At 72.4% G+C, this 23,782-nt stretch carries 23 protein-coding genes; 12 read left to right on the forward strand and 11 right to left on the reverse strand.

The genetic code is table 11. From position 1 onward, the window contains the following. Window positions 1-169 precede the first annotated feature (169 nt). From ACFY0D_RS39150 to ACFY0D_RS39160, 3 genes are all read left to right on the forward strand, one after another. A complete protein-coding gene (locus ACFY0D_RS39150) occupies window positions 170-1,612 on the forward strand; it encodes a glycoside hydrolase family 16 protein (protein ID WP_390802629.1) in 1,443 nt (480 codons plus the stop codon). A gap of 129 nt (window positions 1,613-1,741) precedes the next feature. Beyond that, window positions 1,742-2,284 carry a pyridoxamine 5'-phosphate oxidase family protein gene (locus ACFY0D_RS39155; protein WP_390802630.1) on the forward strand — a complete coding sequence of 181 codons (543 nt, stop codon included), beginning with the start codon at window positions 1,742-1,744 and terminating at the stop codon, window positions 2,282-2,284. An 88-nt stretch (window positions 2,285-2,372) separates the two neighbouring features. Further along, window positions 2,373-3,209 (forward strand): class II glutamine amidotransferase, encoded by an 837-nt coding sequence (locus tag ACFY0D_RS39160; protein ID WP_390802632.1) that lies wholly within the window; start codon window positions 2,373-2,375, stop codon window positions 3,207-3,209. Window positions 3,210-3,228: 19 nt separating this feature from the next. Here ACFY0D_RS39160 and ACFY0D_RS39165 read toward each other — a convergent pair whose 3' ends face one another. Next, entirely contained in the window at window positions 3,229-4,113 is an 885-nt protein-coding gene (locus ACFY0D_RS39165) for an MBL fold metallo-hydrolase (RefSeq protein ID WP_390802633.1), read from the reverse strand. Window positions 4,114-4,241: 128 nt separating this feature from the next. Between ACFY0D_RS39165 and ACFY0D_RS39170 the strand changes: the two genes are divergently transcribed. Continuing rightward, a complete protein-coding gene (locus ACFY0D_RS39170; protein ID WP_390802635.1) occupies window positions 4,242-4,670 on the forward strand; it encodes a MarR family winged helix-turn-helix transcriptional regulator in 429 nt (142 codons plus the stop codon). Between the two features lie 89 nt (window positions 4,671-4,759). Next, window positions 4,760-5,824 (forward strand): LacI family DNA-binding transcriptional regulator, encoded by a 1,065-nt coding sequence (locus ACFY0D_RS39175; protein WP_390802636.1) that lies wholly within the window; start codon window positions 4,760-4,762, stop codon window positions 5,822-5,824. A 72-nt stretch (window positions 5,825-5,896) separates the two neighbouring features. Here ACFY0D_RS39175 and ACFY0D_RS39180 read toward each other — a convergent pair whose 3' ends face one another. Beyond that, entirely contained in the window at window positions 5,897-6,559 is a 663-nt protein-coding gene (locus tag ACFY0D_RS39180; protein WP_390802637.1) for a DUF4360 domain-containing protein, read from the reverse strand. Window positions 6,560-6,821: 262 nt separating this feature from the next. Here ACFY0D_RS39180 and ACFY0D_RS39185 point away from each other — a divergent pair, with 262 nt between their 5' ends. Continuing rightward, entirely contained in the window at window positions 6,822-8,678 is a 1,857-nt protein-coding gene (locus ACFY0D_RS39185; protein ID WP_390802638.1) for a galactose oxidase-like domain-containing protein, read from the forward strand. On the opposite strand, the gene ACFY0D_RS39190 is transcribed toward ACFY0D_RS39185, so the two are convergent. Together ACFY0D_RS39190 and ACFY0D_RS39195 are read right to left on the reverse strand one after the other, a co-directional pair. Further along, the gene (locus ACFY0D_RS39190; protein ID WP_390802639.1) at window positions 8,675-9,292 is read right to left on the reverse strand and encodes a HutD family protein; all 618 of its coding nucleotides are present in this window, start codon (window positions 9,290-9,292) and stop codon (window positions 8,675-8,677) included. The genes ACFY0D_RS39185 and ACFY0D_RS39190 overlap by 4 nt on opposite strands. A gap of 5 nt (window positions 9,293-9,297) precedes the next feature. Further along, the gene (locus ACFY0D_RS39195) at window positions 9,298-9,735 is read right to left on the reverse strand and encodes a MarR family winged helix-turn-helix transcriptional regulator (RefSeq protein ID WP_390802640.1); all 438 of its coding nucleotides are present in this window, start codon (window positions 9,733-9,735) and stop codon (window positions 9,298-9,300) included. 154 nt (window positions 9,736-9,889) lie between these two features. On the opposite strand from ACFY0D_RS39195, the gene ACFY0D_RS39200 reads away from it, so the two are divergent. Together ACFY0D_RS39200 and ACFY0D_RS39205 are read left to right on the forward strand one after the other, a co-directional pair. Beyond that, window positions 9,890-11,419 (forward strand): MFS transporter, encoded by a 1,530-nt coding sequence (locus ACFY0D_RS39200; protein WP_390802642.1) that lies wholly within the window; start codon window positions 9,890-9,892, stop codon window positions 11,417-11,419. A 97-nt stretch (window positions 11,420-11,516) separates the two neighbouring features. Beyond that, the gene (locus ACFY0D_RS39205; protein ID WP_390802643.1) at window positions 11,517-12,035 is read left to right on the forward strand and encodes a DinB family protein; all 519 of its coding nucleotides are present in this window, start codon (window positions 11,517-11,519) and stop codon (window positions 12,033-12,035) included. Between the two features lie 30 nt (window positions 12,036-12,065). On the opposite strand, the gene ACFY0D_RS39210 is transcribed toward ACFY0D_RS39205, so the two are convergent. Next, entirely contained in the window at window positions 12,066-12,416 is a 351-nt protein-coding gene (locus ACFY0D_RS39210) for a hypothetical protein (protein ID WP_390802644.1), read from the reverse strand. 210 nt (window positions 12,417-12,626) lie between these two features. Further along, entirely contained in the window at window positions 12,627-13,988 is a 1,362-nt protein-coding gene (locus ACFY0D_RS39215; protein WP_390802645.1) for an FAD-dependent oxidoreductase, read from the reverse strand. 208 nt (window positions 13,989-14,196) lie between these two features. Here ACFY0D_RS39215 and ACFY0D_RS39220 point away from each other — a divergent pair, with 208 nt between their 5' ends. The 3 genes from ACFY0D_RS39220 to ACFY0D_RS39230 all read left to right on the forward strand — a co-directional run bounded on the left by ACFY0D_RS39220 (window position 14,197) and on the right by ACFY0D_RS39230 (window position 16,030). After that, window positions 14,197-14,388, forward strand: coding sequence for a DUF5302 domain-containing protein (locus tag ACFY0D_RS39220; RefSeq protein ID WP_030384532.1), 192 nt, complete (start codon window positions 14,197-14,199; stop codon window positions 14,386-14,388). Window positions 14,389-14,556: 168 nt separating this feature from the next. Then, the gene (locus ACFY0D_RS39225; protein ID WP_390802646.1) at window positions 14,557-14,970 is read left to right on the forward strand and encodes a rodlin; all 414 of its coding nucleotides are present in this window, start codon (window positions 14,557-14,559) and stop codon (window positions 14,968-14,970) included. A gap of 145 nt (window positions 14,971-15,115) precedes the next feature. Further along, window positions 15,116-16,030 (forward strand): glycoside hydrolase family 19 protein, encoded by a 915-nt coding sequence (locus ACFY0D_RS39230; RefSeq protein WP_390802647.1) that lies wholly within the window; start codon window positions 15,116-15,118, stop codon window positions 16,028-16,030. A gap of 15 nt (window positions 16,031-16,045) precedes the next feature. On the opposite strand, the gene ACFY0D_RS39235 is transcribed toward ACFY0D_RS39230, so the two are convergent. From ACFY0D_RS39235 to ACFY0D_RS39250, 4 genes are all read right to left on the reverse strand, one after another. Then, window positions 16,046-18,814: an AAA family ATPase gene (locus ACFY0D_RS39235; protein WP_390802648.1), complete on the reverse strand. Its 2,769-nt coding sequence runs from the start codon at window positions 18,812-18,814 to the stop codon at window positions 16,046-16,048. Window positions 18,815-19,026: 212 nt separating this feature from the next. Beyond that, on the reverse strand, window positions 19,027-20,796 hold the full coding sequence (locus ACFY0D_RS39240; RefSeq protein WP_390802661.1) for a S8 family serine peptidase: 1,770 nt from the start codon (window positions 20,794-20,796) through the stop codon (window positions 19,027-19,029). Window positions 20,797-21,255: 459 nt separating this feature from the next. Continuing rightward, window positions 21,256-22,005, reverse strand: coding sequence for a DUF1838 family protein (locus ACFY0D_RS39245; protein WP_390802649.1), 750 nt, complete (start codon window positions 22,003-22,005; stop codon window positions 21,256-21,258). 76 nt (window positions 22,006-22,081) lie between these two features. After that, window positions 22,082-22,468: a GNAT family N-acetyltransferase gene (locus ACFY0D_RS39250; RefSeq protein ID WP_390802650.1), complete on the reverse strand. Its 387-nt coding sequence runs from the start codon at window positions 22,466-22,468 to the stop codon at window positions 22,082-22,084. 56 nt (window positions 22,469-22,524) lie between these two features. On the opposite strand from ACFY0D_RS39250, the gene ACFY0D_RS39255 reads away from it, so the two are divergent. Further along, a complete protein-coding gene (locus ACFY0D_RS39255) occupies window positions 22,525-22,710 on the forward strand; it encodes a hypothetical protein (RefSeq protein ID WP_390802651.1) in 186 nt (61 codons plus the stop codon). A 45-nt stretch (window positions 22,711-22,755) separates the two neighbouring features. Here ACFY0D_RS39255 and ACFY0D_RS39260 read toward each other — a convergent pair whose 3' ends face one another. Next, window positions 22,756-23,739, reverse strand: coding sequence for a phosphotransferase family protein (locus tag ACFY0D_RS39260; protein ID WP_390802652.1), 984 nt, complete (start codon window positions 23,737-23,739; stop codon window positions 22,756-22,758). Window positions 23,740-23,782 lie beyond the last annotated feature (43 nt).

The raw sequence follows: 23,782 nt of genomic DNA on the forward strand, positions 1-23,782 counted from the left end.
TCATACCCCCCCCCCTCCCAACTTGTGTTTGGCTTTGTAACGCGGGGGGGGGGGGGGGGGGTTGGGGGGCGCGGGGGGGGTGGGGGGGCGGGGCGCCCCCCCCCCCCCCCCCCGACCCGCTGACCCTTCCCCCCGCACCGCGCCTCGGCGCGCTTCAGAGAGGGCACCCATGCACGAGATATCCGGCAGGAAGCGGCCGACGGTCCGGCGGGCCGTCTTAGCCGCGCTCAGCACGATCGCCGTGGTCGCGGCAGCCGCCGCGGGCGTGGTCCTGCCCGCGAACGCCGCGGCTCCCCCCACACCGGCGGGCTGGTCCCGGGTGTTCCTCGACGACTTCGACGGACCCGCGGGCTCCGGGGTGAACACCGCCGACTGGCAGTACACCACCGGCACCTCCTACCCCGGCGGACCCGCCCACTTCGGTACCGGCGAGATCGAGACGATGACCGCCGACCCCTCCAACGTCTCCCTCGACGGCACCGGCAACCTGCGCATCACCCCGCGCCGGGACGCCGCAGGAAACTGGACGTCCGGCCGTGTCGAGACCCGTAGGGCCGACTTCGAGCCCCCGGCGGGCGGCAAGCTCCGGTCGGAGGCCCGGATCCAGATGCCGAACGTGACGGGCCCGGCCGCCAAGGGCTACTGGCCGGCCTTCTGGATGCTCGGCGCCCCCTACCGGGGCAACTGGTGGAACTGGCCGGGCATCGGCGAGATCGACATCCTGGAGAACGTCCAGGGCCTCAACAACGTCTGGGCGACCCTGCATTGCGGCACGAGTCCGGGCGGCCCCTGCAACGAGACCTCGGGAATCGGCGGCCAGCGCGTCTGCCCCGGCGCCAGCTGCCAGGCGGGCTTCCACACGTACGCCGTCGAGTGGGACCGCTCGACCGCGGTCGAGGAGATGCGCTTCTACGTCGACGAGTTCAACTTCCATACGGTGCGGGCCAATCAGGTCGACGCGAAGACCTGGACCGACGCCACGAACCACGGCTACTTCATCATCCTGAACGTCGCCATGGGCGGCGGCTTCCCGGACGCCTTCGGCGGCGGCCCCGACGCGGGCACCCAGCCCGGACACGCGATGGTCGTCGACTACGTGTCCGTCCTCCGGTCGACCGGCGGCACCACACCGCCCACCACTCCGCCCACCACGCCCCCGACGACACCGCCCACCGCCCCGCCGACGACACCGCCCGGTCAGCGCGACGCGTACACGGCGATCCAGGCCGAGTCCTACGACGGCCAGTCGGGCACGGCCAAGGAGAGCACCACCGACAGCGGCGGCGGCCAGAACCTCGCGGCGATCGGCAACGGCGACTGGGCCCTGTTCCGCGGCGTCGACTTCGGCTCCACCCCGGCCCGGCAGTTCTACGGGCGCGTGGCCAGCGGTGCGGCCGGCGGGGTCAGCGGGCTGGTCGAGGTACGGCTCGACAACCCCGCCTCGGCTCCGGTCGGCAGCTTCTCGGTCGCGTCCACCGGCGGCTGGCAGAGCTGGCGCACGGTGCCGGCGAACATCACGGCGGTCACCGGCACGCACGACGTCTACCTGACCTTCACCAGCGGCCAGCCCGCCGACTTCGTGAACGTCAACTGGTTCGACTTCGGCCATTGATGCGCGACGGCGCCGTCCCCGCGGGACTCCGCGCGGACGGCGCCGGGCGCGGCCCCCGGTGGACGGCCGGGGTGCCGCGGGACAGGCTGGTGCCTGACCGCAGCCGGAGGCCGCACCAGGAGGACAGCCATGCCCGACGAGGAACCCCACACCGACGAGGGACCCCGCGAGGAACCCCGTGCCGAGCTGGACCCGCGGTACAGCGACGAGCGGGCGACGGCCGTGCCCTGGCGGGAGGCCGTCACCCGGCTGGCCACGGCCGAGCTGTACTGGCTGACGACCGTGCGCCCCGACGCACGGCCGCACGTCACGCCGCTGATCGGTGTCTGGGCGGACGGCGCGCTGCACTTCTGCACCGGGCCCGATGAGCGCAAGGCCAAGAACCTCCGCGGCAACGCGCACGTCGTCCTCACCACCGGCACCAACACCCTCCACGAAGGATTCGACCTGGTCGTCGAGGGTGTGGCGGCCCGGGTCACGGATCCCGGCCGGCTGCGCCGGCTCGCCGCCGCCTGGGAGGCGAAGTACGGCGCCGAATGGCATTTCGAGGTGGGGGACGGCGTGTTCGTGAATCCCGACGCGGGCGAGGCCTTGGTCTTCTCGGTCCGCCCGGGCACCGCCTTCGGTTTCGGCAAGGGCGGCTACAGCCAGACGCGCTGGCTCTTCTCCTGACCCGCGGCCGCCGCGGACGGCTTGTCCCGCGAGAACCCCGACGTCAGCGGGGTTAGGCTCGGAGCAGGTCGCGAAGGGGATGGTGCGCATGTGTCGCTGGCTCGCCTACTCGGGTTCGCCCATGCTCCTCGACACCGTGCTCTACCGCCCTGAGCACTCGCTGATCAACCAGAGCCTCCGGGCCAAGATGGGCGCCGAACCGACCAATGGCGACGGTTTCGGCATCGGCTGGTACAGCGCGGACGGCGACGGCACCCCGGCGGTCTTCCGGGACGTCGGCCCGGCGTGGAGCAGCCGCAATCTGCAGGAGCTCGCCGCGCACGTCCGCTCGCCGCTGTTCTTCGCGCACGTCCGGGCCTCGACGGGGTCGGCCGTCCAGCAGTCCAACTGTCACCCGTTCCGCCACGGACGCTGGATGTGGATGCACAACGGCGCGATCGCGGACTTCCACCGGCTGCAGCGCGATCTGTGCATGGCCGTCGACCCGGCGCTCTTCCCGTCCATCGAGGGATCCACCGATTCCGAGGTGATGTTCTACCTGGCGGTCACGTTCGGTCTCGACCAGGACGCCCCGGGTGCGGTGGCCAGGATGGCGGGGTTCGTGGAGCGCCTCGGCAAGGAGCACGGCGTGCCGGAACCGCTCCAGATGACGGTGGCGGTGAGTGACGGCGTGCACGTCTGGGCTTTCCGCTACTCCAGCCAGGGAAGGTCCCGCTCGCTGTTCTACAGCTCCCGGGCCGAGACCGTCCGGCATCTGCACCCGGAGGTGCCGTACCTGAGGGAGGTCTCGGACGAGACCCGCCTCGTGGTGTCCGAGCCGCTCGGAGACCTGCCCGGCGTGTGGAACGAGCTGCCCGAGAGCAGTTATGCGGTGATCCCCTCCGGTCCCCACTCGGACTACCTCCCCTTCGTCCCCGAATTCTGACCGCCGCCCGGCCTCCGGGTCACGCGTCCAGGGGGCGCCAGGCAGGGCCGTTCCCGTCCTGCCGGACGTGTCCGAACACCACGTCGGCGAAGTGGACGCCGAAGCCGATGGTGCCGGGTTCCGCCAGCTCGGCGACGAGGCGGCGGCGGTGGCCGGCGGTGAGGGCGCCGTCGTGGTCGAAGCCCGAGGACCATTCGGGGTGGTCGATCTGGAGGGGCGAGTGCACGGCGTCCCCGAAGGCGATCAGCCGGCGCCCGCCGCCGGTGATGACGTACTCGGCGTGTCCGACGGTGTGGCCGGGCGTGATCCGTACGCGCACGCCGGGGAAGACCTCCTGACCGTCGGTGACCGTGCGTACGCGCGGCGCCAGGGCCGCGACCTGCTCGGCCATGCCCTGGGCCTCCAGGAGGTCCCGCCGCTCCCATTCGGGCTCGGATATCAGGTACTCGGCGTGGGCGAACACCGGCCGGTCTCCGCCGGGCGCGGGGTGGCAGGCCCAGCCGAGGTGGTCGGCGTGGAGGTGGGTGAAGGCCACCGCCTCGACCTCATCGGGACTGCGGCCGAGTGCGGCCAGGCTGCGCACGAGCGCGCCGCCCTGGATCGTGGCGAGCGGGCCGTCCGGGGCCTCGTACGTCTGCGGGCCGAAGCCCGCGTCGATCAGCAGGGCGCGGCCGCCGTGCTCCACGAGCAGCCCGCCGACGCTCCCCACCAGGTGTCCCGCGGGGTCCAGGTATTCCGGATGCGCGTCCCACACCTCGTCGGTGCTGTCCTGGAGCAGCCTCAGCGGCCGGAGCCGTACGTCACCGTCCGGCACGTACGACACCTTGGTGTCGCCCAGCCATATCGAGCGGATTCCCGCCGCACGGCGCAGTCGTACGTCCTGAGCCGCCGTCACGTCAGCCATGGGGTCTCTCCTGTGAGTTGCCGTCAGGCCGCCGCGGTTCGATGCGGCGACGACGTCACCATAAACATCAAGTTCGAATCATTCAAGTTGCAAATATGTTGGCTTCACGGACTTGCTAGGGTGGTGGCATGACGACGCCCCCGGAGCTGCAGGCCATCGCCGAGCGACAGCTGTGCGGCCTGGTGAACGGACTGGCTCAGCGGATCACCGAGCACGTACGCGAGCGCGCCGCCACCCTGGGCCTGACCGCGTCACAGGCGGCCGCACTGCGGGAGATGAGCGGGCCGATGACCATGCGCGAGCTCGCCGAACGCATGAGCTGCGAGCCCTCCAACACCACCTTCGTCGTCGACAAGCTGGAGAAGCAGAGCCTGATCGGGCGCCATCCGCACCCCACCGACCGACGCGCGAAGCAGCTCGTCCTCACCGCCGAGGGCACCGCCCTGCGCGAGCGCCTCCTCGCGCTCCTCGCCGTGGACTCCCCGCTGTCCGGCCTCGCCCCGGAGGAACAGCGCGCCCTGCGGGGCCTGCTGGAGCGGGCCGCCACCCGGCCGTAACCCGCCTACGGGGCAGCGACCGGAGGCGATCACCGGTTACCCTGCTGCCCGTCGAGGCCACCGTCCGTGGACACCGTGGAGGAGCATCCGTGACCGAGCCGCGTCCCGGCAGCCGGCCCACCCTGGAGGCCGTCGCGGCGCACGCCGGGGTGTCCCGGGCCACCGCGTCCCGCGTGGTCAACGGCGGCGACGGGGTCCGCGCACACCTGGTGGACCGGGTGCGCACGGCGATCCGCGTGCTGGGCTACGTCCCCAACCACGCGGCCCGCACCCTCGTCACCCGGCGCACCGGGGCCGTCGCGGTGATCATCGCCGAGCCGGAGATCCGGATCTTCTCGGACCCCTTCTTCTCGCGCCAGGTCCGCGGCATCGCCAAGGAGTTGACCGCGCACGACACCCAGCTCGTCCTGCTCCTGGTCGAGGACCGCGGCGACTACGACCGGATCGAGCGCTACCTGGCGGGCGGCCACGTCGACGGGGCCCTCGCCTTCTCCCTGCACACCGACGACCCGCTGCCCGCCATCACCCGCCGCATCGGCATGCCCACGGTCTACGGCGGCCGGCCCGGCTGGACCACCGGGACCGGGGAGGGGGAGGGCGAGGGCGCGGGCGAGGGCGTGGCCTATGTCGACGCCGACAACCGCGGGGGCGCGCGGGAGGCCGTGCGCTATCTGCTGGCGCAGGGCCGGAGGCGGATCGCGCACATCGCCGGCCCGCTCGACCAGACCTCGGCGGCCGACCGGCTGAGCGGCTACCGGGACGCGCTGGCGGCCGCCGGCCCGGAGCTGTTCGCCGAAGGGGACTTCACCCCGGCGGGCGGGGCCCGCGCGATGGCGGAGCTGCTGGACCGGGACGCCGGCATCGACGCCGTCTTCGCCGGGAACGACCTGATGGCGACGGGCGCCCTGCGCGTGCTGCGGGAGAGCGGCCGGACGGTGCCGGGGGACGTGGCGCTGGTCGGCTTCGACGACGCCGAACCGGTGGCGGAAAGCGCCGACCCGCCGCTGACGACCGTACGCCAGGACATCGAGGGCATGGGCCGCCTGATGGCGCGGCTGCTGATGCACCGCCTGAACGGCGGTCCGGACGGGCGGCGGACCGCACCCGATCCGGTGATCACCGCCACGGCACTCGTGCGGCGCGCGTCGGCCTGACCCGGCACCGGACACGCCGCAGGGGCCCGCCGGACGGCGGGCCCCTGCGAACAGGGAGCGGGTACTCCCGGATCAGCGCCGGACCGGGCACTGCTTCCAGGAGAAGTGGTACACGCTGTTGATGCTGCCGTCCGTCGAGTCGAGTGCCATGAAGCTGGTGTGCGCCGGGTCCGAGGTGCCCACCTCGGCGCGCAGCTCGGTGTTGATGTTGAAGTTGCGCTGCTCACCGCAGGGTGCGAAGACCAGGGCCTCGATGCCCGTGGTGTCGGTCGCCTGCCAGTTGTCGACGAGCTCGCCGTTGAACTTGTGGGTCCGGTACGCGGTCTGGCTCATGCCCTGGAAGTAGTAGCTGGCCTTCTGCGTGCCGACCGCGCCCGGGGCGAGGCTGCCGAAGCCGCGGTAGTCGACCTTGGCCACGGCGTAGGTGTACCCCTGGGGGACGTGGACGTCGAGGGAGAGGAGACAGTTCTTGCGGCCCTCGACGGCGGAGACACCGCCACCGGCCTGGGCCAGGTATTCGCTGTAGGTGACGGTGAAGGCCGAGTTGTCCGGCGACACGGCGACGGCGGCACTGCCTGGACGGCAGCCCGATCCGTTCACGGAGGCGACGTCCACGGTCACCTGGTCGGTGGGGGCCGCGGGCGCCGAGGACGAGGCCCCGGCGGCGGGGGTGAGCGCGACGAAGGTCGCGGTCACGGCGGCTGCGGTGAATCCGGTGCGGAGGGACTTGATCACACCGCCATGGATAGCGGTCCGCGGCGGCCCCGGTGGGCCGACGGGCACGCGGTCTCACCTCGATGGCGGAAGCCCGTCACCGCAGAAACGATAAATCTGCTCAGACCCCTCCGCCGGATGGCCCCAGGTGGCGCGGAGCCCCGCGTCGCGCCGTTCGCTCGTTCCAATTCGTCCTAATATCGGCGAGGTCGTTCAGGCAATCAGCGGGTTCTGGAGCCGGCCGGGGCGCCGGGCACCGGGCCCTCCTGCGGTGAGGAGTTCCATGTCCCGCCCAGCACGTTCGTCCCGCGCACCGCGCTCGTCCCGCGCACCGCGGCCACGCCCCGCCGCCCTGTCGGCACTGGCGCTCGCCACCGCCCTGGCCGTCGCCCTGGCGGGACCCGCCCCGGCCTTCGCCGCGGCCCACCACACCGGCGACGAGGCCGGGGTGCTCGGCGAGGAGCACGCCCGCGCGCACGCACGGCTGCGCGAGGCCGCCAAGGGCAATCAGGGCTATCCGCAGTCGAAGCGCACGTCGAGCCTGGCCTCGCTGGAGGAGTCCCAGCACAAGGGCAACGCGAAGTTCGACGCGGCCCGGTTCGGCCGGTTCACCCAGTTCTTCCCCTCCCCCGACTTCGGCGTCCACGTGGCCCAGCTGCCGACGGGCAAGGTGCTGCTCTTCTCCTTCGAACGCGTGGAGGCCGATCCCACCAAGGAGACCGGGCCCACCAACACCGTCGGCCGGACCAACGCGGGCCGCGCCTACCTCTGGGATCCCGCCAGGGGGACCGGGGCCAGGGCCTTCAAGAACGTGCCGCCCCCGGTGGTGCTGATGCCCGACGGCGCCTACGCCCCGCGCCCGGCGCCGTTCTTCTGCGCCGGTCACTCCTACCTCCCCAACGGAATGGTGGGGGTGTTCGGCGGCAACGTCGGCGGGAAGGGCGGCAGCGGCGCCAAGCTGTCCTTCGTGTTCGACCCGTGGACCGAGAAGTGGTTCCGCAACCGCGACATGTCCGTGGGCCGCTGGTACCCGTCGGTGGTGACGGGGCCGGACGGCCGGCAGATCATCATGTCCGGCCAGTCCGAGCGCGGTACGGGCACGCCCACTCCGGTGGTGGAGCGCTTCCCCGCGCTCGGGCGGCCCGTGCCCTGGCGTTCGTACGACATCCCGGCGAACGTCCCCGCGGAGCGGCTCCGGTCACAGGCCCCCTTCCGGAACGACTATCCGCACCTCTTCTCGCTGCGGGACGGGAAGATCTACGGGCTCGGCCGCGACGCCGACCAGCAGTGGCTGTTCGACCCCGTCGAGGACACCCGCACCGACCTGCCCCGGCGGCCCGCCGACTTCCGGGGCTACGGTTCGGCCGTCCCGCTGCCGGCCGGCTTCCGGGGCCCGGACTCCGTCCTGGTGCTCGGCGGCGACCCTCGCGACCCGCTCACGTACCGGCTGTCCGGCGGCCGCTGGAGCATCGAGGAGCCGAGGGCCTTCGGCCGCACCCAGGACGGGACCCTGATCCTGCCCGACGGGACCCTGATCACGGTGAACGGCGCCCTGGACACCCGGAACTACGGCAACGGACCCTTCAACCCGAAGGCCGACCTGAAGTACCGGCAGATCGAACTGCGCGACGCGCGCGGCCACTGGAAGCTGGGTCCGGCCCAGCGGCTGCCCCGCGGCTACCACTCCAACGCCCTGGTCCTGCCGGACGGCCGGATGATGGTCACCGGGGACGAGCTCCAGCAGATCGCCAACGATCCCGACATCAAGGACGGGATGGACGGCAGCATCGAGCTCTACGAGCCCGCCTACCTGCACCGGGGCGCCCGGCCGGCGCTCGACCGGGCCCCGGCGGGCGACCTCGGCCACGACGCGGCCTTCCAGGTCACGAGCTCGACGGCGAAGGACGTCAGGCGGGCCGTGCTGCTGGCACCGACGACCGTCACGCACTCGGTGAACACCAGCCAGCGCCACCTGGACCTGCGGATCACCGGCGTCCACGGCTCCACGGTCGGGCTCCGTACGCCGCCGAGCGCGGCCGACGCCCCGCCCGGGTACTACATGCTCTTCCTGCTCGACGCGAAGGGCGTGCCCAGCACCGCGAAGTGGATCAAGCTGGGCACCCGCAACCGCACCCGCTAGAGCCGGTCCGCGGCCGGGGCCGAAGCGGGGGCCGGGGCGAACCGTACGACGGCCGCGCGCCCGGCCGTACGGACCCGGCAGTCGAGCGGTCCGGTCAGCACGGCCGCGTCGTACGGGAGCAGCTCCGCGCGGTCACCGGCCCGTTCGAGTACCGCCGGTCCCTCCAGCGCGGCCACCAGCAGCGTCCCGCCCCGCGGGACCGCGAGGGTGAGCGTGCCCCGTACGACGGCGGTCTGCGCCTCCACCGCGCTCCTGCGGTACATCACGTTGAAGTTCACGACGGGGCCGGAGAGCAGCCGGCAGTCGGTCGGCTCGTCCCCGGGGAAGTCCTGCGGCGCGAACCGCTCGTCCACGAGCCGGCGTACGCCCGCCACCGTGAGGTCCATTCCCGCGCCCTCGGCGAGGGTCAGGGTGCGCCCGATGCCGGGGAAGGCCGAGAACGGCCCGTCGGCGGCGACCTCGGCCAGGCTCACCCGCCAGCCGAAGCCGTCCATGTCCGCGCCCTCGGGCCAGGCCGCGACCTCCCGGGTGACTCCCCCGCCGTTCTTCCAGACGGTGGCGGCCCGCTCGGCCGCCCGCAGGAGCCGGATCCCGCCACCGCTCGGCGCGTCCATGGCGATCAGGCCTTCTCCATCGAGGGGCGCAGGCGGCCCAGCAGGGCGTAGAGCGTCGCGCTCTCGGCCTCGTCGAGGGTGTCCAGCGCGCCGTGCATGGCCTGCATCTCCTCGCGCACGCGGCGGATGACCTCGCGGCCCGCGTCCGTCGCGACGACGTTCTTGACGCGGCGGTCGGCGGGGTCCGGCTCCCGGCGCACCAGCGCGCGGGCCTCCAGCCGGTCGACGATGCCGGTCACGTTGGAGGCGTCGCACACCAGCAGGGTGGCGAGGCCGCGCATGGGCACGGGGCCGTCGAGCTGGGCGAGGACCCGGGCCTGGGTGGAGGTCAGGCCGTGCTGGGCCGCGGCGGCCGCGAACTCGCGCCATTGGGCGGTGCCGATCGCGGCGAGCAGCTCCAGCAGCTGGAGCTTGGTGGGGGTCTGCGTGGCGGTGTCGCTCATACCTGGAGCGTACTCAGGATGCTTCACATTATCAATTGTTTACTTGACCACCTTAACTATCGACGTCTACCGTCGGTCGAGTTACTTGAGAAGGTCAAACATCTGCGTTCCGAAGCTCTTCAGCTCCGAAACACGAAGAAGGTTCACCCCAGCCATGAGCACCCCCTCCCCCGCCACCCCGGCCTCCGGGCACCGGAACGAGACGGTCATCGTCTTCGCCCTGAGCCTGGCCGCCATGGTCGTGTCGATGATGCAGACCCTGCCGGTCCCGATCCTCGGCCTCATCCGTGAGGACCTCGGCACCACCACGGCCAACGTGAGCTGGGTGACCACCGCCACCCTGCTGTCGGCCGCGGTCTTCACCCCGCTGCTGGGCCGGTTCGGTGACCAGCACGGCAAGAAGCCCACCCTGGTCGCCGTGCTCGGCGTCATGGTCGTCGGCTCCGTCATCGCCGCGCTGGCCTCCTCGCTGCCGCTGCTGATCCTGGGCCGGGTGCTCCAGGGAGCCGCCACCGCGATCTTCCCGCTGGCCCTGTCGGTCCTGCGCGAAGAGGTCCGGCCGCAGAAGCTGCCTGGTGCGATGGCCCTGGTCAGCGGCACGCTCGCGTTCGGCAGCGGGCTCGCGCTCGTCGCGACCGGGCTGCTCACCTCCGGCTCCGGCGCGGACTACCGCAACGCCTTCTGGATGGCGACCGGCTTCGCGCTCCTCGCCCTGCTCGCGGTGGTGTTCCTGGTCCCCGCGACCCGCCACAAGACCGGCGGGCGCACCGACTTCCTGGGCGCGCTGACCCTCGGCATCGCACTGCTGCTGCTCCTGCTGCCGATCTCCCAGGGCCACGAGTGGGGCTGGGGCTCCGCCCGTACGCTGGGCAGCTTCGCCGGCGCCGCCGTCATGGCCGCCGTCTGGGTGCTCGTCGAGCGCAAGGTGCGCGAGCCGCTCGTCGACATGAAGATGTTCGTCCACCGCCCCGTGCTCATGGCCAACCTGGCCGGCGTCCTCGTCGGCTTCGGCATGTTCGCGAACTTCCTGGGCGTCTCGTACCTCGTCCAGATGCCCGAGGCCCTCACCGGCTACGGCTTCGACGCGTCCATCCTGCGCGCCTCCGTGCAGTTCCTGCTGCCCGGCGCCATCGTCTCGCTGCTCGCCTCGCCGGTGGGCGGCCAGATCGTGCGCCACCGAGGTCCGCGTACGGCGCTGGCCCTCGCCGCGGCCCTCGGCGCGGTCGGCTTCGCCTGGCTGGTCCTGGACCACCAGCACAGCCTCTCGGTGATCGGCGCCGGGCTCGTCGTCGGTGCGGCCGTCAGCTTCGGCTACGCCGCGATGCCCGCCGTGATCATGTCCAGCGTCCCGCACCACCAGAGCGGCATCGCCAACGGCATCAACTCGATCTCGCGCTCCACGGGCAGTGCGATCGGCAGCGCCGTCGTCACCACGATCCTGGCCTCCAAGACCATCGAGCACCTGCCGGCGGGGGTCCCCCCGCTGCCCGCCGAGTCCGGGTTCACCCTCACCTTCGGGATCGGTGCGGTGGCCTTCGCGCTGGTCGCGGTGATCAGCTGGATCGGCCTGCGCAGCGGGCAGGGCACCGTGGCCGCGGCCGCCGGGCAGCCCGCGGCGGCGACCGCGAAGACGGAGCAGGCCGAGAAGGCCGAGAAGGCCGAGAAGGCCGACGCCACCCGCTGACAGCCGTCCGTCCCGTCACCCGACCCGCCGGCCCGGCGGCCCGACCTCCGCGTGTCGCTCGCGGCGGTCGGGCCCCCGGGCCTTGCATGGTGGGTGCATGAAGGCTACGGACGTCATCGCCGACGGTTTCGGACGCATCCGGGAGATCGTGCACGAGGTCGTGGAAGGGGTACCGCCGGAGCTGCTGAACGCGCGCGTGGATCCGGCGGCGAACTCGGTCACCTGGCTCATCTGGCACCTGACCCGGATCCAGGACGACCACATCGCGGACGCGGCCGGAACCGAGCAGGTCTGGGACTCCGAGGGCTGGTCGGACCGGTTCGCACTCCCACTGCCCGCCGGGTCGACGGGGTACGGGCACTCGTCGCGGGACGTCTACACCGTCCGGGTGGACTCGGGAGAGCTGCTCCTGGGGTACTTCGACGCGGTGCACGAGCGGACCGCGCGGTTCGTCCACGGGCTCGCCGCCACCGACCTGGACCGGGTGGTCGACGAACGCTGGGATCCGCCGGTCACCCTCGGGGTACGCCTCGTCAGCGTGCTGGGCGACGACATGCAGCACGCCGGGCAGGCGGCCTTCGTACGGGGCGTGCTGGAGCGGGACCGGGGCGTCTGACGGGACCTGGGGGTGTACGGACGGGCACGGTCAGCACCGGCGATGCCACCACGCCGACTCCGGATCTGCCAGGGGCTCGTGGTGCGTTCGCCCGAGCAGCACCTCGTCCAGGCACTCGACCCGCACCCGCAGTTCGGCGGCGGCCTTCGGCGGCAGCATGGACAGGGCCTCGTGCAGCTTGTCCCGGGCCCAGCCTTCGCCACAGCACGGGCAGGTGAACTCGGCCTCCCACGGTCTCCACCGGCGTTCGACGCCGTGGACGCGGACCGACCACACGCTCAGCGCGACGGACACGATGCCCGGCGCCAGTCGACCCCGCTCAAGCACGCGGACGGCCGCATTCGCCGCCCCCGACAGGCCGGGGACATCGCGATAGCGCACCCAGGGGCTCCTCCGGCCGCGTCCCTGCGGCCGAAGTGAAGCCGGCGTTCTACGCGGCACGGCCCCTTCGGAGATCCCTCACGGACGGCATCCTCCCACAGCCAGGATCGGCCGGACAGAACCCGGTCCCGTTGCCCGGACAGCGGCGCCGCCGAGCGCGCCGGGCGACGTGCGGGGGCCGGGCGCCCGTCCGGGTCCTGGCCCCTCCCGTTACGCTCCGCTCGCGTCGAGCATGTCCTCGCGCTCGACGATCTTCACCCGCTCGCGGCCCTGGGGCTCGCCGAGGGCCTTCTCGGCCGCGTCCAGCCTGTACCAGCCCTCCCACGTCGTGTAGCGGACGCTGCGCTCGGCGAGGAAGGCCTCGACGGCCTCCGGCGCCGGGGTGGCCGGCTCGCTCAGGCGGCCCTCCGCGTGGTCGGCGAGCAGGTTCGCGACGGTCTCGTTCGCGTCACCCTTGGTGTGGCCGATCAGGCCGACCGGACCGCGCCGGATCCATCCGGTGACGTACGTCGACGGCAGGTGGCCACCGGCTTCGATCACGCGGCCGCCCTCGTCCGGGACCGTGCCGGACTCGACGTCCCAGGGGAGCTTGGGCAGCTCGTCGGAGAGGTAGCCGACGGCCCGGTAGACGGACTGGATGTCCCAGTCGGTGAAGTTGCCCGTGCCCTTGACGTTGCCCGTGCCGTCGAGCTCCGTGCGCTCGGTGCGCAGTCCGACGACCTTGCCGTCCTCGCCGAGGATCTCGGCGGGCGACTCGAAGAAGTGCAGGAACAGCTTGTGCGGGCGCTCGCCGATGTCGCGGATCGCCCAGTTCTCCAGGGTCTTGGCGACCATGTCGGCCTGCTTGTTGGCGCGGCGGGTGGCTATGGAGCCCTCGTCGTAGTCGATGTCCTCGGGGTTGACGATGACCTCGATGTTGGGCGAGTGGTCCAGCTCGCGCAGCTCCATGGGGCTGAACTTGGCCTGGGCCGGTCCGCGGCGGCCGAAGACGTGCACCTCAAGGGCCTTGTTGGCCTTGAGCCCGTCGTGGACGTTCGCCGGGATCTCGGTCGGAAGCAGCTCGTCGGCCGTCTTCGCGAGGATGCGCGCGACGTCGAGGGCGACGTTGCCGACGCCGAGCACGGCGACCTTCTCGGCCTCCAGCGGCCAGGTGCGCGGGACGTCCGGGTGACCGTCGTACCAGGAGACGAAGTCGGCGGCGCCGTAGGAGCCGTCGAGGTCGACGCCCGGGATGGTCAGCGCGCGGTCGGCCGTGGCACCGGTGGAGAAGATCACGGCGTCGTAGAAGGACCGCAGCTCGTCGAGGCTGATGTCGTTCGGGTAGTCGACGTTCCCGAAGAGACGGACCTGCGGCTTGTCGAGCACCTGGTGAAGGGCGGTGATGATGCCCTTGATCCGGGGGTGGTCGGGGGCGACGCCGTACCGGATCAGGCCGAAGGGCGCGGGCATCCGCTCGAAGAGGTCGATGGACACGCCGGGCTCGACGGCTGCCTCGGACTTCAGCAGCGCGTCGGCGGCGTAGATACCGGCGGGGCCGGCACCGACGATTGCTACCCGCAGAGGGCGAGGCATGGCAGAGGTTCCCTTCGAGCGACGGCAAGGTGGATCAAAGGGAACCCTAAACGAAGGTAAACCTAACTCAGCACCCGGTGTCCCTTTATGACCCCATAATCAAAACTTATGACCTCCCCAAGCAGTCCTTGGGGCGCAGGGGAACTCGCTGGTCAGCACGGACGTCACCTGACAGACTGAAACCGCTTGATCACCCCAGGAGGACAAAATGGCTGACGAAACCGACACCCCGCAGGACGAGTCCCCCGCCGACGCGGCCAAGCGCAAGTTCCGGGAAGCCCTGGACCGCAACGCCGCGAACGCCCAGTCCCAGCAGGCTCACCAGAGCCGGGCGAAGGTCCAGGGTGCCAGCAGCGGCCCCGGCGGCAAGAACAAGAAGGTCCGCCGCAAGACCGGCTGACCCTCGGACCCGAGGAGCTCGCCCCCGCCGCCACGGCCGGGGGTGGCTCGATCCGGCATTGGGCCAGTCGGGTGAGTGGGGATAACCCCGAGCGCCGTCGACAGTTGATCAGCACGTCCCGCCGAGGGCAGCCATCACATGCGACAGTGCGACCAGAAGGATCCCCACATGCTCAAGAAGTTCATGGCCACCGCAGCCGCCACCGCCGCCGTGCTCGGCGCGGGTGCCGCAGTCGCCTCCCCCGCGATGGCGATCGGCAACGACAACGGCGTGAACACCGTCAACGGCAACGGTTCGGCCCAGATCTACGGCAACCAGGAGACCCACGGCAAGATGAGCCCGCAGCTCGGCGCCGTCCAGGGCTCGCTCAACAAGCTCTGCATCGGCCTGCCGGCCAAGGTCAACGCCCAGTCCCTGTTCGCGCTCATCGCCAACGTCGGCGTCCAGGACGTCAACGTTCTCTCCAACCCGCAGAACCAGCAGTGCGCCGAGAACTCCACCCAGGCCAAGGGTGACGAGGCCCTGTCGCACATCGCCAGCAACATCCCGGTCCTCTCCGGAAACCTCTCCGCAGGCAGCTGATCGGCTCGATCCCGCGCCGGTGCCACGCGTCACGCGTGATGCCGGCGCGTTTCATTTGGTCTAGACCTTGACAGGTTCAGACCATTTTCGCTTCAGTGGGCACCGTTGCCCCCACGGCAAGTCCCCCCACTGAAGGAGCAGTTACGTGATACGTGCGCTTCGCCTCCGCGCCCTCGCACTCACCGCCGCCGCGGCCGTCACGGCCGGCCTCGCCCTCACCCTCCCCTCCTCCCCCGCCGTCGCCGCGACCCCCTGCGCCGGCGCCTGGGCCTCCTCCGCCGTGTACACGGGCGGCATGAGCGCCTCGTACGGCGGCCACAACTGGCAGGCCAAGTGGTGGACCCAGGGCGAGACGCCCGGCACCACCGGCCAGTGGGGCGTCTGGTCGGACCAGGGCACCTGCGGCGGCGGGGGCCAGGACCCGGATCCGGGCAACCCCACCGGATTCGTGGTCTCCGAGGCCCAGTTCAACCAGATGTTCCCGAACCGGAATCCCTTCTACACCTACAACGGCCTGGTCGCGGCGCTGTCCGCCTACCCCGGGTTCGCCAAGACCGGCGACGACACCACCAAGCGGCGCGAGGCCGCGGCCTTCCTCGCGAACGTCTCCCACGAGACGGGCGGGCTCGTGCACATCGTGGAGCAGAACACCGCCAACTACCCCCACTACTGCGACGCGAGCCAGCCGTACGGCTGTCCCGCCGGACAGGCCGCCTACTACGGCCGCGGGCCCATCCAGCTCAGCTGGAACTTCAACTACAAGGCGGCCGGTGACGCCCTCGGCATCAACCTGCTCGCCAACCCGTACCTCGTGGAGCAGGATCCGGCCGTCGCCATGAAGACGGCGCTCTGGTACTGGAACACCCAGAACGGCCCGGGCACGATGACCGCCCACGCCGCCATGGTGAACGGCGCGGGCTTCGGAGAGACCATCCGCTCGATCAACGGCTCCCTGGAGTGCAACGGCGGCAACCCCGCCCAGGTCCAGAGCCGCATCTCGAAGTACCAGAGCTTCACGCAGCTGCTCGGGGTGACCCCCGGGAACAACCTCGGCTGCTAGGGCGTGTCCTGGCGGTCACCGCGTGCGCAGCGCGGTGGCCAGCTGGGCCCGTGAGCGGACGTCGAGCTTCTGGTAGATCCGGGTCAGCCGGGCCTCCACCGTCTTGACGCTGAGGAACAGCTTCGCCGCGGCCTCCTGGTTGCTGGCGCCCTGGCTGACCAGCAGCGCGAGCCGGGCCTCGGCCTCGGTCAGGGTCGCGGCCGCCGGTACCCGCACACCGGCGCCCTCGCCGGGGGCCGGTTCCCTGGCGAGCTCCGTCCAGGGGGCGGCCCCGCCCCGGTCGAAGACCTCGGCCGCGGCCCGGAGTGCCGCACGGGCCGGCGCGCGCCGGCGTCGCCTGCGCTCCACCCGGGCGAGGGCGAGCAGCGTACGGCCGCGTTCCAGCGGCAGCCGCAGGGCGTCGAAGCGCTGGGCGGTGGTCTCCAGCAGGTGCACGGCCGCGTCGGCGTCGCCCTGGGCGGACAGGCACAGCCCGCGGGCCCGGTCGAGCGCCGCGACGACCCCGGTACGGCCGAGGCCGACGGCGACCGTGCGGACGGAGGACAGCAGCCGGGCCGCCTCCTCGGGTGCGTCGGCGGCGATCAGGGCCTCGGCGAGCTCCCCGTGCCAGCGCAGGATCGAGGGGTCCACCACCTGCTGGGCGGCCTCCAGTTCGGCGACGCGGCGCAGGGTGGCGACGGCCTTCGCCGCTTCTCCCGTGGCGAGTTCGACGAGGCCGAGCGCGTGCAGGCTGCGGGAGAGGAAGACCTGGTCCTGCTCCTCCTGCGAGGCCTGGATGCCGCGCCGGGCGTAGCCGGCGGCCCGGGCGAAGCTGCCGCCCATGGCCTCGGCCATCGCGGCGACGTACCAGGCGGGGCCGGGTGAGAGGCCCGCGTCGATCGTGAGCTCCAGGGCCCGGCGGGCGTGGGCGGAGGCGGCCTCGCACCGGCCGCTGCGCAGTTCGACCTCGGTGAGGCTGCGCAGGACCTCGAAGACGTCCTCGGCGGAGCCGGTGCGCTGGACGGCGGGCAGCAGGACCATCAGCTGGCGGCGGGCATCGTCGAGGCCGTCGTCGAAGAGGGCGTGCCGGACGGCGAGGTACTGGGGTGCGTTGCGCATGCCGAGGGGCACCTCGGGAGCGGGCAGGGCGAGGGCCTCGGCCAGGATCGCCTCGGCGCCCGGGTCGCCGAGGATGCGGCCCATGCGGGCCCGTACGGTCAGGGCCATGGCCTCGGCGACCTGGTCGCCGCCGAGTGCGGCGAGCGCCCCGGCGCGGGCCGCGGCGTCGCGGGAGCGGACCGGGTCACCGTCGCTGAGGTTGTGCTTCCAGGCGATCCGCAGCTGTACGGCGGCCTGGAGCGAGGGGTCCCCGGCGGCCTCGTCCATGGCGTACGCGATGGTCTCGTCGAGGGCGCCCAGGGCCTGCCCGGCGGCGTCGATCACGGCGAGCCGGGCCCGTACCCGGTCGGCGGGCGAGGCGTCGCGGGCCAGGACGGCCCCGGTGGCGCGGCGGGCGAGGTCGGCGCGGCCGGACCAGCCGGCGTCCTCGGCGGCCGCGACCAGGCGGGCCAGTTCCTCGCCGGCCAGCCAGGACGGCGTCCGTTCGGCGGCGAGCAGGCCCAGTTCGGCGGCGAGGGCGCGCTGGCCCCGGCGGCGGCAGGCCGCGGCGGCCTCGGTGATCTCCTCGGCGAGCCACTGGTCGGGGGTGTCCACGGCCAGCGCGCGGTGGCGTACGGCCTGGACGGGATCGTCGACGGCGGCGGCCAGGGCCGCGTGTCCGGCGGCGCGTTCGGGCCAGCCGGCGTCGGCGGCGAGGGCGGTGGGCAGGGCGCCGGCGGTGAATTCCACGGAGCCGTCCTCGCCCACCCTGACCAGCGCGGCCCGTTCCGCCTCGGCCAGCTCGGCCTCGGCGTCGGGGCGGCCGGCGCGGCGCAGCAGGGAGATGGTGGGGCGGGTGGCGAGGGCGGCGAGCAGCAGGGTGCGGCGGGCCTGGGCAGGGGCGGCGGCGAGGAGCCGTCGGGCCACCTCGCGGGCCTGTCCGGAGACGGGCAGGGCGTCGGCGTGGTGGGCGCTGCTGTCGCGGGCCTCGGCGGCTTCGGCGAGGGAGTGGCCGAGGGCGAGGGCGAGGCGCGGGTTGCCGCCGCTGGCCTGGTGGATCCGGCCGGCGAGGCGGGCCGGGAGGCCGTGGCGGACGAGGAGTTCGGCGACCTCGTCGGCGCCCAGCGGGGGTACCCGGATGGCGGGGACGCCGGGGCCGCAGAGGGGTTCGCCCACCGGGACCCCGCCCTGGACGCATTCGGCGACCAGGACCCGTACGCGGGGCGGGGTGAGGCGCAGGGCGAAGCGGAGCAGGTCGGTGCTCTCGGCGTCGAGCCACTGGGCGTTGTCGAGGACGAGCAGGACGGGGTCGCGGTCGGCGAGGGTCCGCAGCACCTCGACCACGGCGAGGCGCAGGGCGATGTGGTCGCGGCCTGCCCGGGGGGCGTCGGCCTCGCGGCGCAGGAGGGCGATGGCGGTGCGCTGGGGGCCGGAGAGCTGTTCCAGGGCGCCGCCGGGTACGGAGGCGAGGAGGGCGGCGGCGGACGCCTCGGGTATCCATTGGTCGGCGGCTTCGGGGGCGAGGCGCAGCACGGTCTCGCGGCGTGATTCGGCCGCGGCCGCGACGGCGCGCACCACCTCGGTCTTGCCCGCGCCGGCCGGTCCGGTCAGGAGCGCCCGGCCGTGCGTGGTCAGCGCGCGGTCGACCGCCTTGATCAGTTCTCCGTGTCCGACACTTGTGTCAGCGTGCCCCGTCGCCGCCACCACGCACAGCCACCAGCCTCTCGGTCCCAGCTCCGGTGCCCTTCCTGTGAGAGGCGACAATACGAGGTCGAGTGGCGGGCGGACACGGATTGTGACGCAGAAATCAGTCTCGTGCCGGGAAAACCCGTCGGACCTGCCGATACGAGGTGTATCAGCAGGTCCGGGGGCACTCTTTGGTCCGTACTATCTGGCCGTCAGGCCGAGTTGGCTCCTGATCAGAAGGTCAGGTTCCAGGAGTCGATCTTGCCGGTGTCGCCGCCGGCGTTGTCGTTGACCCGCAGCTTCCAGGTGCCGTTCGCGGCCTCGGAGGAGGCGTTCACGGTGTAGACCTGGTTGATGTTGTCGGTGCTGCTGCCGGAGCGGTTGTGCAGGTTGTAGACGCTGCCGTCGGGGGCGACGAGGTCGACCTTCAGGTCACCGATGTAGCTGTGCACGATGTTCACGCCGACCTTGAGGGTGGCCGGGGCGTTGCCGGTGACACCGCTGACGGTGACCGGGCTCTCCACCGTGGTGTTGTCGCCGATGGCGAAGTCCGTGGTGTTCTCGAAGCCCGAGGTGGGCGGGGTCGAGGTCACCGCGGCGACGGTCGCGGCCGCGTCGGCGAGGCCGGCGCCACAGCCACCGGTGCAGGTACCGGCCAGCGGGCGGGCGTTGGTCTTGATCGCCGACTCGATCTGGGCCGGGGTCAGCGAGGTGTTCGCCGACTTCAGCAGGGCGGCCAGGCCCGCGATGTGCGGGGCGGCCATGCTGGTGCCCTGGTAAGGCTTGTAGATCTCGGCACCGGGGGTGGTGGTGCCGGCGTTCAGGGTGGAGAGGATCGCGTTCTCGGGGGTGGTGACGGTGCCGGGCGTGTCGGTGGCGCGGCGGGTCTCACCGCCCGGGGCGGCGATGTCGATGATCGAGCCGAAGTTCGAGTAGTACGAGCGGTCGCCGGCGCGGTTCGTCGACGCCACGTTGATCACGTTGTTGCAGCTGGCGGGCGAGAAACCGGACGCGTTGGCGTTGCTGTTGCCGGCGGCGACGACGACGGTCGTACCGCGGGCGACGGCGGCGTTGATGGCGTTCTGGTAGCTGCTGCCGCAGGTGCCCGAGCCGCCGAGGCTCATGTTGATGACCTTGGCCGGGGTGGCGTTGGCCGGGACGCCCGCGACGGAGCCGCCGGAGGCCCAGGTGATGGCGTCGACGATGTCCGAGGTGGCACCGCCGCACTTGCCGAGCACGCGGACGGGCTGGATCTTCGCGCCGTAGGCGATGCCGGCGACACCCTTGGAGTTGTTGGTGGCCGCGGCGATGGTGCCCGCGACGTGGGTGCCGTGCCAGGAGGAGGTGCTGGCCTTGGAGCCGGTGCCGCACTCGCCGTCGGTGGCGTTCCAGTCGCCCTCGTCGGCCGGGTTGCCGTCACGGCCGTTGCCGTCGCGGGCCTCGGAGGCGGTGGAGATGAAGTCGTAGCCGGAGACGATGTTCGGGGCGACGTCCGAGTGGGCGACGTAGCCGGTGTCGATCACGGCGACGGTGACGCCGGAGCCCGAGGTCTTGTCCCAGGCACCGGGGACGTTCATGCCGGCGGTGGACTCGAAGAGGTCCCACTGCTTGGCGTACTCGGTGTCGTTCGGGGTGACGGCCATGGCGTAGGCGCGGGTGTCCGGCTCCACGTAGGCGACGTCCGGGTCGGCACGGAACTGGGCGATCACGTCGGCCGCGGCGGCCGGGGCGACGGTTCCGCCGAGGTTGACGAGGGCGGCTCCGGTGCCGAGGCGGCGGTCGAACTTCGCCTTCTTGCCGGCCTTCTTCCCCTTGGCGGCGGCGTCGTCGGCCGCCGCGGTGTTCGAGCTGGCCTCGGTGGCCGAGGACTTGTACCCGACGATGAGGTTCTCGACGGGCGCGGTGGGGGCGACCGTGGCCGCCGGTGCCGCGCCGGGGTTCTCGACGGCCGCGGCCACCGAGGCGGTGGCCGTGGCGGAGCCGGCGAGCAGGGTGACGGACATGGCCACCACGGATATGAGCCGACGTCTGGAAGCGTGCACGTGTTCCCCTTCGAGGGCCGTTTCCGGGCATGCCGGAGCGGCCGGTCAGTGCAGTGTGGGAGGTTCCGGCGGCCGCGGGACCGGGAGCGAGTTGGTCGAGCTCGCCCCGGCCTCCGCCGCGCGCCACGTCGCCCGAGCCGCAACGGCGGGGCCGGGCAACGGCGGTCCCGGCTCTCCCCCCGACCGGTGCGGCCTTCACGCCATGTGGGGTTGGCGTGTGTGCCGTAGGGTCAGGGGAAGATCGCCGGTGGGCAGACAGTAGGCAACACGGGGATGAACTCGATACGGGGAAAACCCTTGTCCGGCCCCTGCGGCTCCCCCCGGGGGTCCCTCGGCAGGGCGCTGACCAGGCATGTTCGGCATCCGCGCGATCGCAGCGCGGGACGGTGGCGGGGAGTGGGGCCGGGAGCGGGAACGGCCCTACCGCGGCGGGAAGAGCCTGCGGAAGTACGTCCAGCTGGTCTCGTTCGGCTCGCTCCACTTCTCCGGCGCGTGGGCGAATTCGGGGTGGTGCTCGGCGATGTACGCGCGGGTGCGCTCCGGAACCTGCGCGTACGAGTCCAGCTTGCGGCCGCGGCAGTGGAACGTGAGGCCGCCGGGGCGCTGCCCCTGTTCCATCCAGGGCAGCCACGGGGACATCCGGGTCCAGGACATCGTGGCGGGAACGCTCACCGCATCGGTGGTCAGGGTGGTCGCGGGCGCGAAGAACTGGAACAGCTCCAGGGCGCGGTAGGTGTCGTCGGCCGAGTGGGCGGGGTACTGCGCGACCGGCAGGGGCGAGGGGTAGGCGAGCGGGATCTCCAGGCTGAAGCAGACCTGGTCGCCCAGTTCCGTCAGGGGGACCGGGAAGGGCCGCCACTTCTGGTTGGCCGGATCGTTCCACACGTGGACCACGGGCTTGTCCTGCCAGGTCTCCAGGATCTCCCGGGTTCCGGGGTCGAGGTAGAACGCGGCCTCCCTGGACAGGAGCTGGTAGCCGCCGAGCTCCTCGTCCGCCACGAGGCGCGCGACGTTGAGCCCTTCGAAGCCGAGGAGGCGCCGGTAGGGCTCGCCGGGGGCCCAGGAGTGGATGTCTCCGGTCCACCAGTAGGTGACCTCGGCGCCGTCGAGCGAGGCGCGGGTGCGGGCGAATGCGTGCAGGAGCTCGGCGGGTGTCAGCTCTGATGTCATACGCCCCACTGTGCGCGGTCGCCGCACGGCCGGACAAGCGGCCCCACGGACAACCTGGGGTCCCGTCGGTGACGTGTCAGGCCGCTGCGCGGCGCACGTGCAGATGGCCGTCGAGGGGGTAGGCGGGGGGCGCGGACGCCAGCGTCCTGTCGTACGTGTAACCGCACTTGGCCGCGACACGGCAGGATGCGGGGTTGTCCACCTGGTGGAGCAGTTCGAGGCGCTCCAGGCCGTCGGCCCGGAAGGCGTCCAGGGACCAGGCGGTGAGGGCTCGCGGGGCCACGCCCCGGCCCCGTGCCTCCGCCGCCGTCCAGTAGCCGACCTCGGCGGAGGCCTTGCCGGACGCGACCTCCTTGAGGGCGACGGCGCCCACCAGCCGCGCCGGTGTCGCGCCCCGGGCCGCCTCCAGGACGGCGAATGCGAACCGGACCCCCGCCGCCCAGCCCCGCTCCTGGGCACGCACCCACCTCAGTCCGTCGTCCTGGAACTCCAGCCCGGGATCCGGGGAGGCCTCGACCAGTGACGCCGGTCAGGCTGGACCGCCCCGAGCTCGTCGGCGCCACCCGCGGAGAGCTGGGCGACGCCCCGGTGCGCGCCGGTGTCGCGGAGGCCGTCCGGGAGCACCTCGGCGTCTGGCCGGACGAGAACCCGGAGCAGGCGGAGGCCCTCGTCACCCGGTTCCTTGCGGCCGACGCCCTCGGCTGAGTGCCCGTCGTGTCTCGGCCGGCAGGCGGGCCGGGACGCGACAGTTCAGGCATACCTCTCGAAGAGGGCCTGGATGTAGCCCTCCAGTCTCCGGGTCAGGACACCGGCCGTCAGGTCGACGCGGCCCAGTTCACGCCAGGGGACGGCGACCTTCTCCGCGTCCGGAGCGAAACCCAGCGCGTCCAGGAGGCGCCAGTACAGGTGGGCGCTGCGGTCCTCGGTCAGGGTTCCTCCCACGGCAACGTAGCGGTCCGCGAAGCTCATGCCCGCGGGAACCCCGTGCAGCAGGGCGAGGGCCGTCGAGCAGTGCGCCACGTCCAGGTCGGCGGGCCCCCAGGAGGTCTCCACCCAGTCGACGACGCCACTGATCCCAAGATCCCCGTCCGCGCCGGTGAAGAGGACGTTCCCGGGATGGAAGTCCCGGTGCAGGAAGCGGCCTCGGTACTCCGGTGGATCCCGGCGGATGACGTCGACCGCCCGCTGCCAGAGCTCGGGCCGCCCGGTGGCCGCGGGCGGCGTCACCCGCTCCGGAGAGGCCCAGGCCTGATAGGTGCGGGGACGCCGGTGAACGGCTGTCGGCAGCTGATGGATGCGCACCAGTTGGCGGGCCAGCAGTTCGGCGCGGTCGTCGGCGTTCCGGTCGTCCAGGCGCACGGTTCCCGGCAGCAGTGACATCAGCAGGGAGGGGTGGTCGCAGTGCTGCGCCGTCGCGTCCACCGCCACCAGCGTGGCCGCGGGTACGTCCGTGTCGCCGAGCAGGCGCAGGATCGCCGCTTCACGGGTCAGCAGACCCTCCGCGTGCCGGACGTAGAAGGGCTTGACGAAGGACCTCAGGACGAGCGAGCGCCGACCGTCGGGGCCGTCCAGGTCCAGGCGCCGCATCTCCGAGGTCCAGCCGCCGCGCAGCCGCTCGGCCCGCTCGATGCGTTCCGCCCCGGACAGCCGCTTCTCCACCCAGGAGCGGGTGGCGCCCCAGCCCTCACCGTCGAGATCCGCGCCCATGTCCTCGGCCCCCTCGCCCGAACTCACGGAGGCAGACTATCCGTCTATCCCTCACGGTGAACCCTTGGCC

This window comes from Streptomyces sp. NPDC001502, from assembly GCF_042894785.1.
GTDB classification, from domain to species: domain Bacteria; phylum Actinomycetota; class Actinomycetes; order Streptomycetales; family Streptomycetaceae; genus Streptomyces; species Streptomyces kutzneri.

Excerpts from the sequence above, each read along its gene's own strand:
- ACFY0D_RS39190 (WP_390802639.1), bottom strand. The coding sequence starts at position 9,292 with ATGGACGCGCCGAGCGGTGGCGGGATCCGGCTCCTGCGGGCGGCCGAG.
- ACFY0D_RS39240 (WP_390802661.1), bottom strand. The coding sequence starts at position 20,796 with ATGTCCGTCACCCTGCTCGCCGGCTCCGCCACGGCCACCGCCTCGGTG.
- ACFY0D_RS39245 (WP_390802649.1), bottom strand. The coding sequence starts at position 22,005 with ATGACATCAGAGCTGACACCCGCCGAGCTCCTGCACGCATTCGCCCGC.
- ACFY0D_RS39205 (WP_390802643.1), top strand. The coding sequence starts at position 11,517 with ATGAAGGCTACGGACGTCATCGCCGACGGTTTCGGACGCATCCGGGAG.
- ACFY0D_RS39165 (WP_390802633.1), bottom strand. The coding sequence starts at position 4,113 with ATGGCTGACGTGACGGCGGCTCAGGACGTACGACTGCGCCGTGCGGCG.
- ACFY0D_RS39150 (WP_390802629.1), top strand. The coding sequence starts at position 170 with ATGCACGAGATATCCGGCAGGAAGCGGCCGACGGTCCGGCGGGCCGTC.
- ACFY0D_RS39160 (WP_390802632.1), top strand. The coding sequence starts at position 2,373 with ATGTGTCGCTGGCTCGCCTACTCGGGTTCGCCCATGCTCCTCGACACC.
- ACFY0D_RS39220 (WP_030384532.1), top strand. The coding sequence starts at position 14,197 with ATGGCTGACGAAACCGACACCCCGCAGGACGAGTCCCCCGCCGACGCG.
- ACFY0D_RS39195 (WP_390802640.1), bottom strand. The coding sequence starts at position 9,735 with ATGAGCGACACCGCCACGCAGACCCCCACCAAGCTCCAGCTGCTGGAG.
- ACFY0D_RS39185 (WP_390802638.1), top strand. The coding sequence starts at position 6,822 with ATGTCCCGCCCAGCACGTTCGTCCCGCGCACCGCGCTCGTCCCGCGCA.
- ACFY0D_RS39215 (WP_390802645.1), bottom strand. The coding sequence starts at position 13,988 with ATGCCTCGCCCTCTGCGGGTAGCAATCGTCGGTGCCGGCCCCGCCGGT.
- ACFY0D_RS39170 (WP_390802635.1), top strand. The coding sequence starts at position 4,242 with ATGACGACGCCCCCGGAGCTGCAGGCCATCGCCGAGCGACAGCTGTGC.
- ACFY0D_RS39225 (WP_390802646.1), top strand. The coding sequence starts at position 14,557 with ATGCTCAAGAAGTTCATGGCCACCGCAGCCGCCACCGCCGCCGTGCTC.
- ACFY0D_RS39200 (WP_390802642.1), top strand. The coding sequence starts at position 9,890 with ATGAGCACCCCCTCCCCCGCCACCCCGGCCTCCGGGCACCGGAACGAG.
- ACFY0D_RS39155 (WP_390802630.1), top strand. The coding sequence starts at position 1,742 with ATGCCCGACGAGGAACCCCACACCGACGAGGGACCCCGCGAGGAACCC.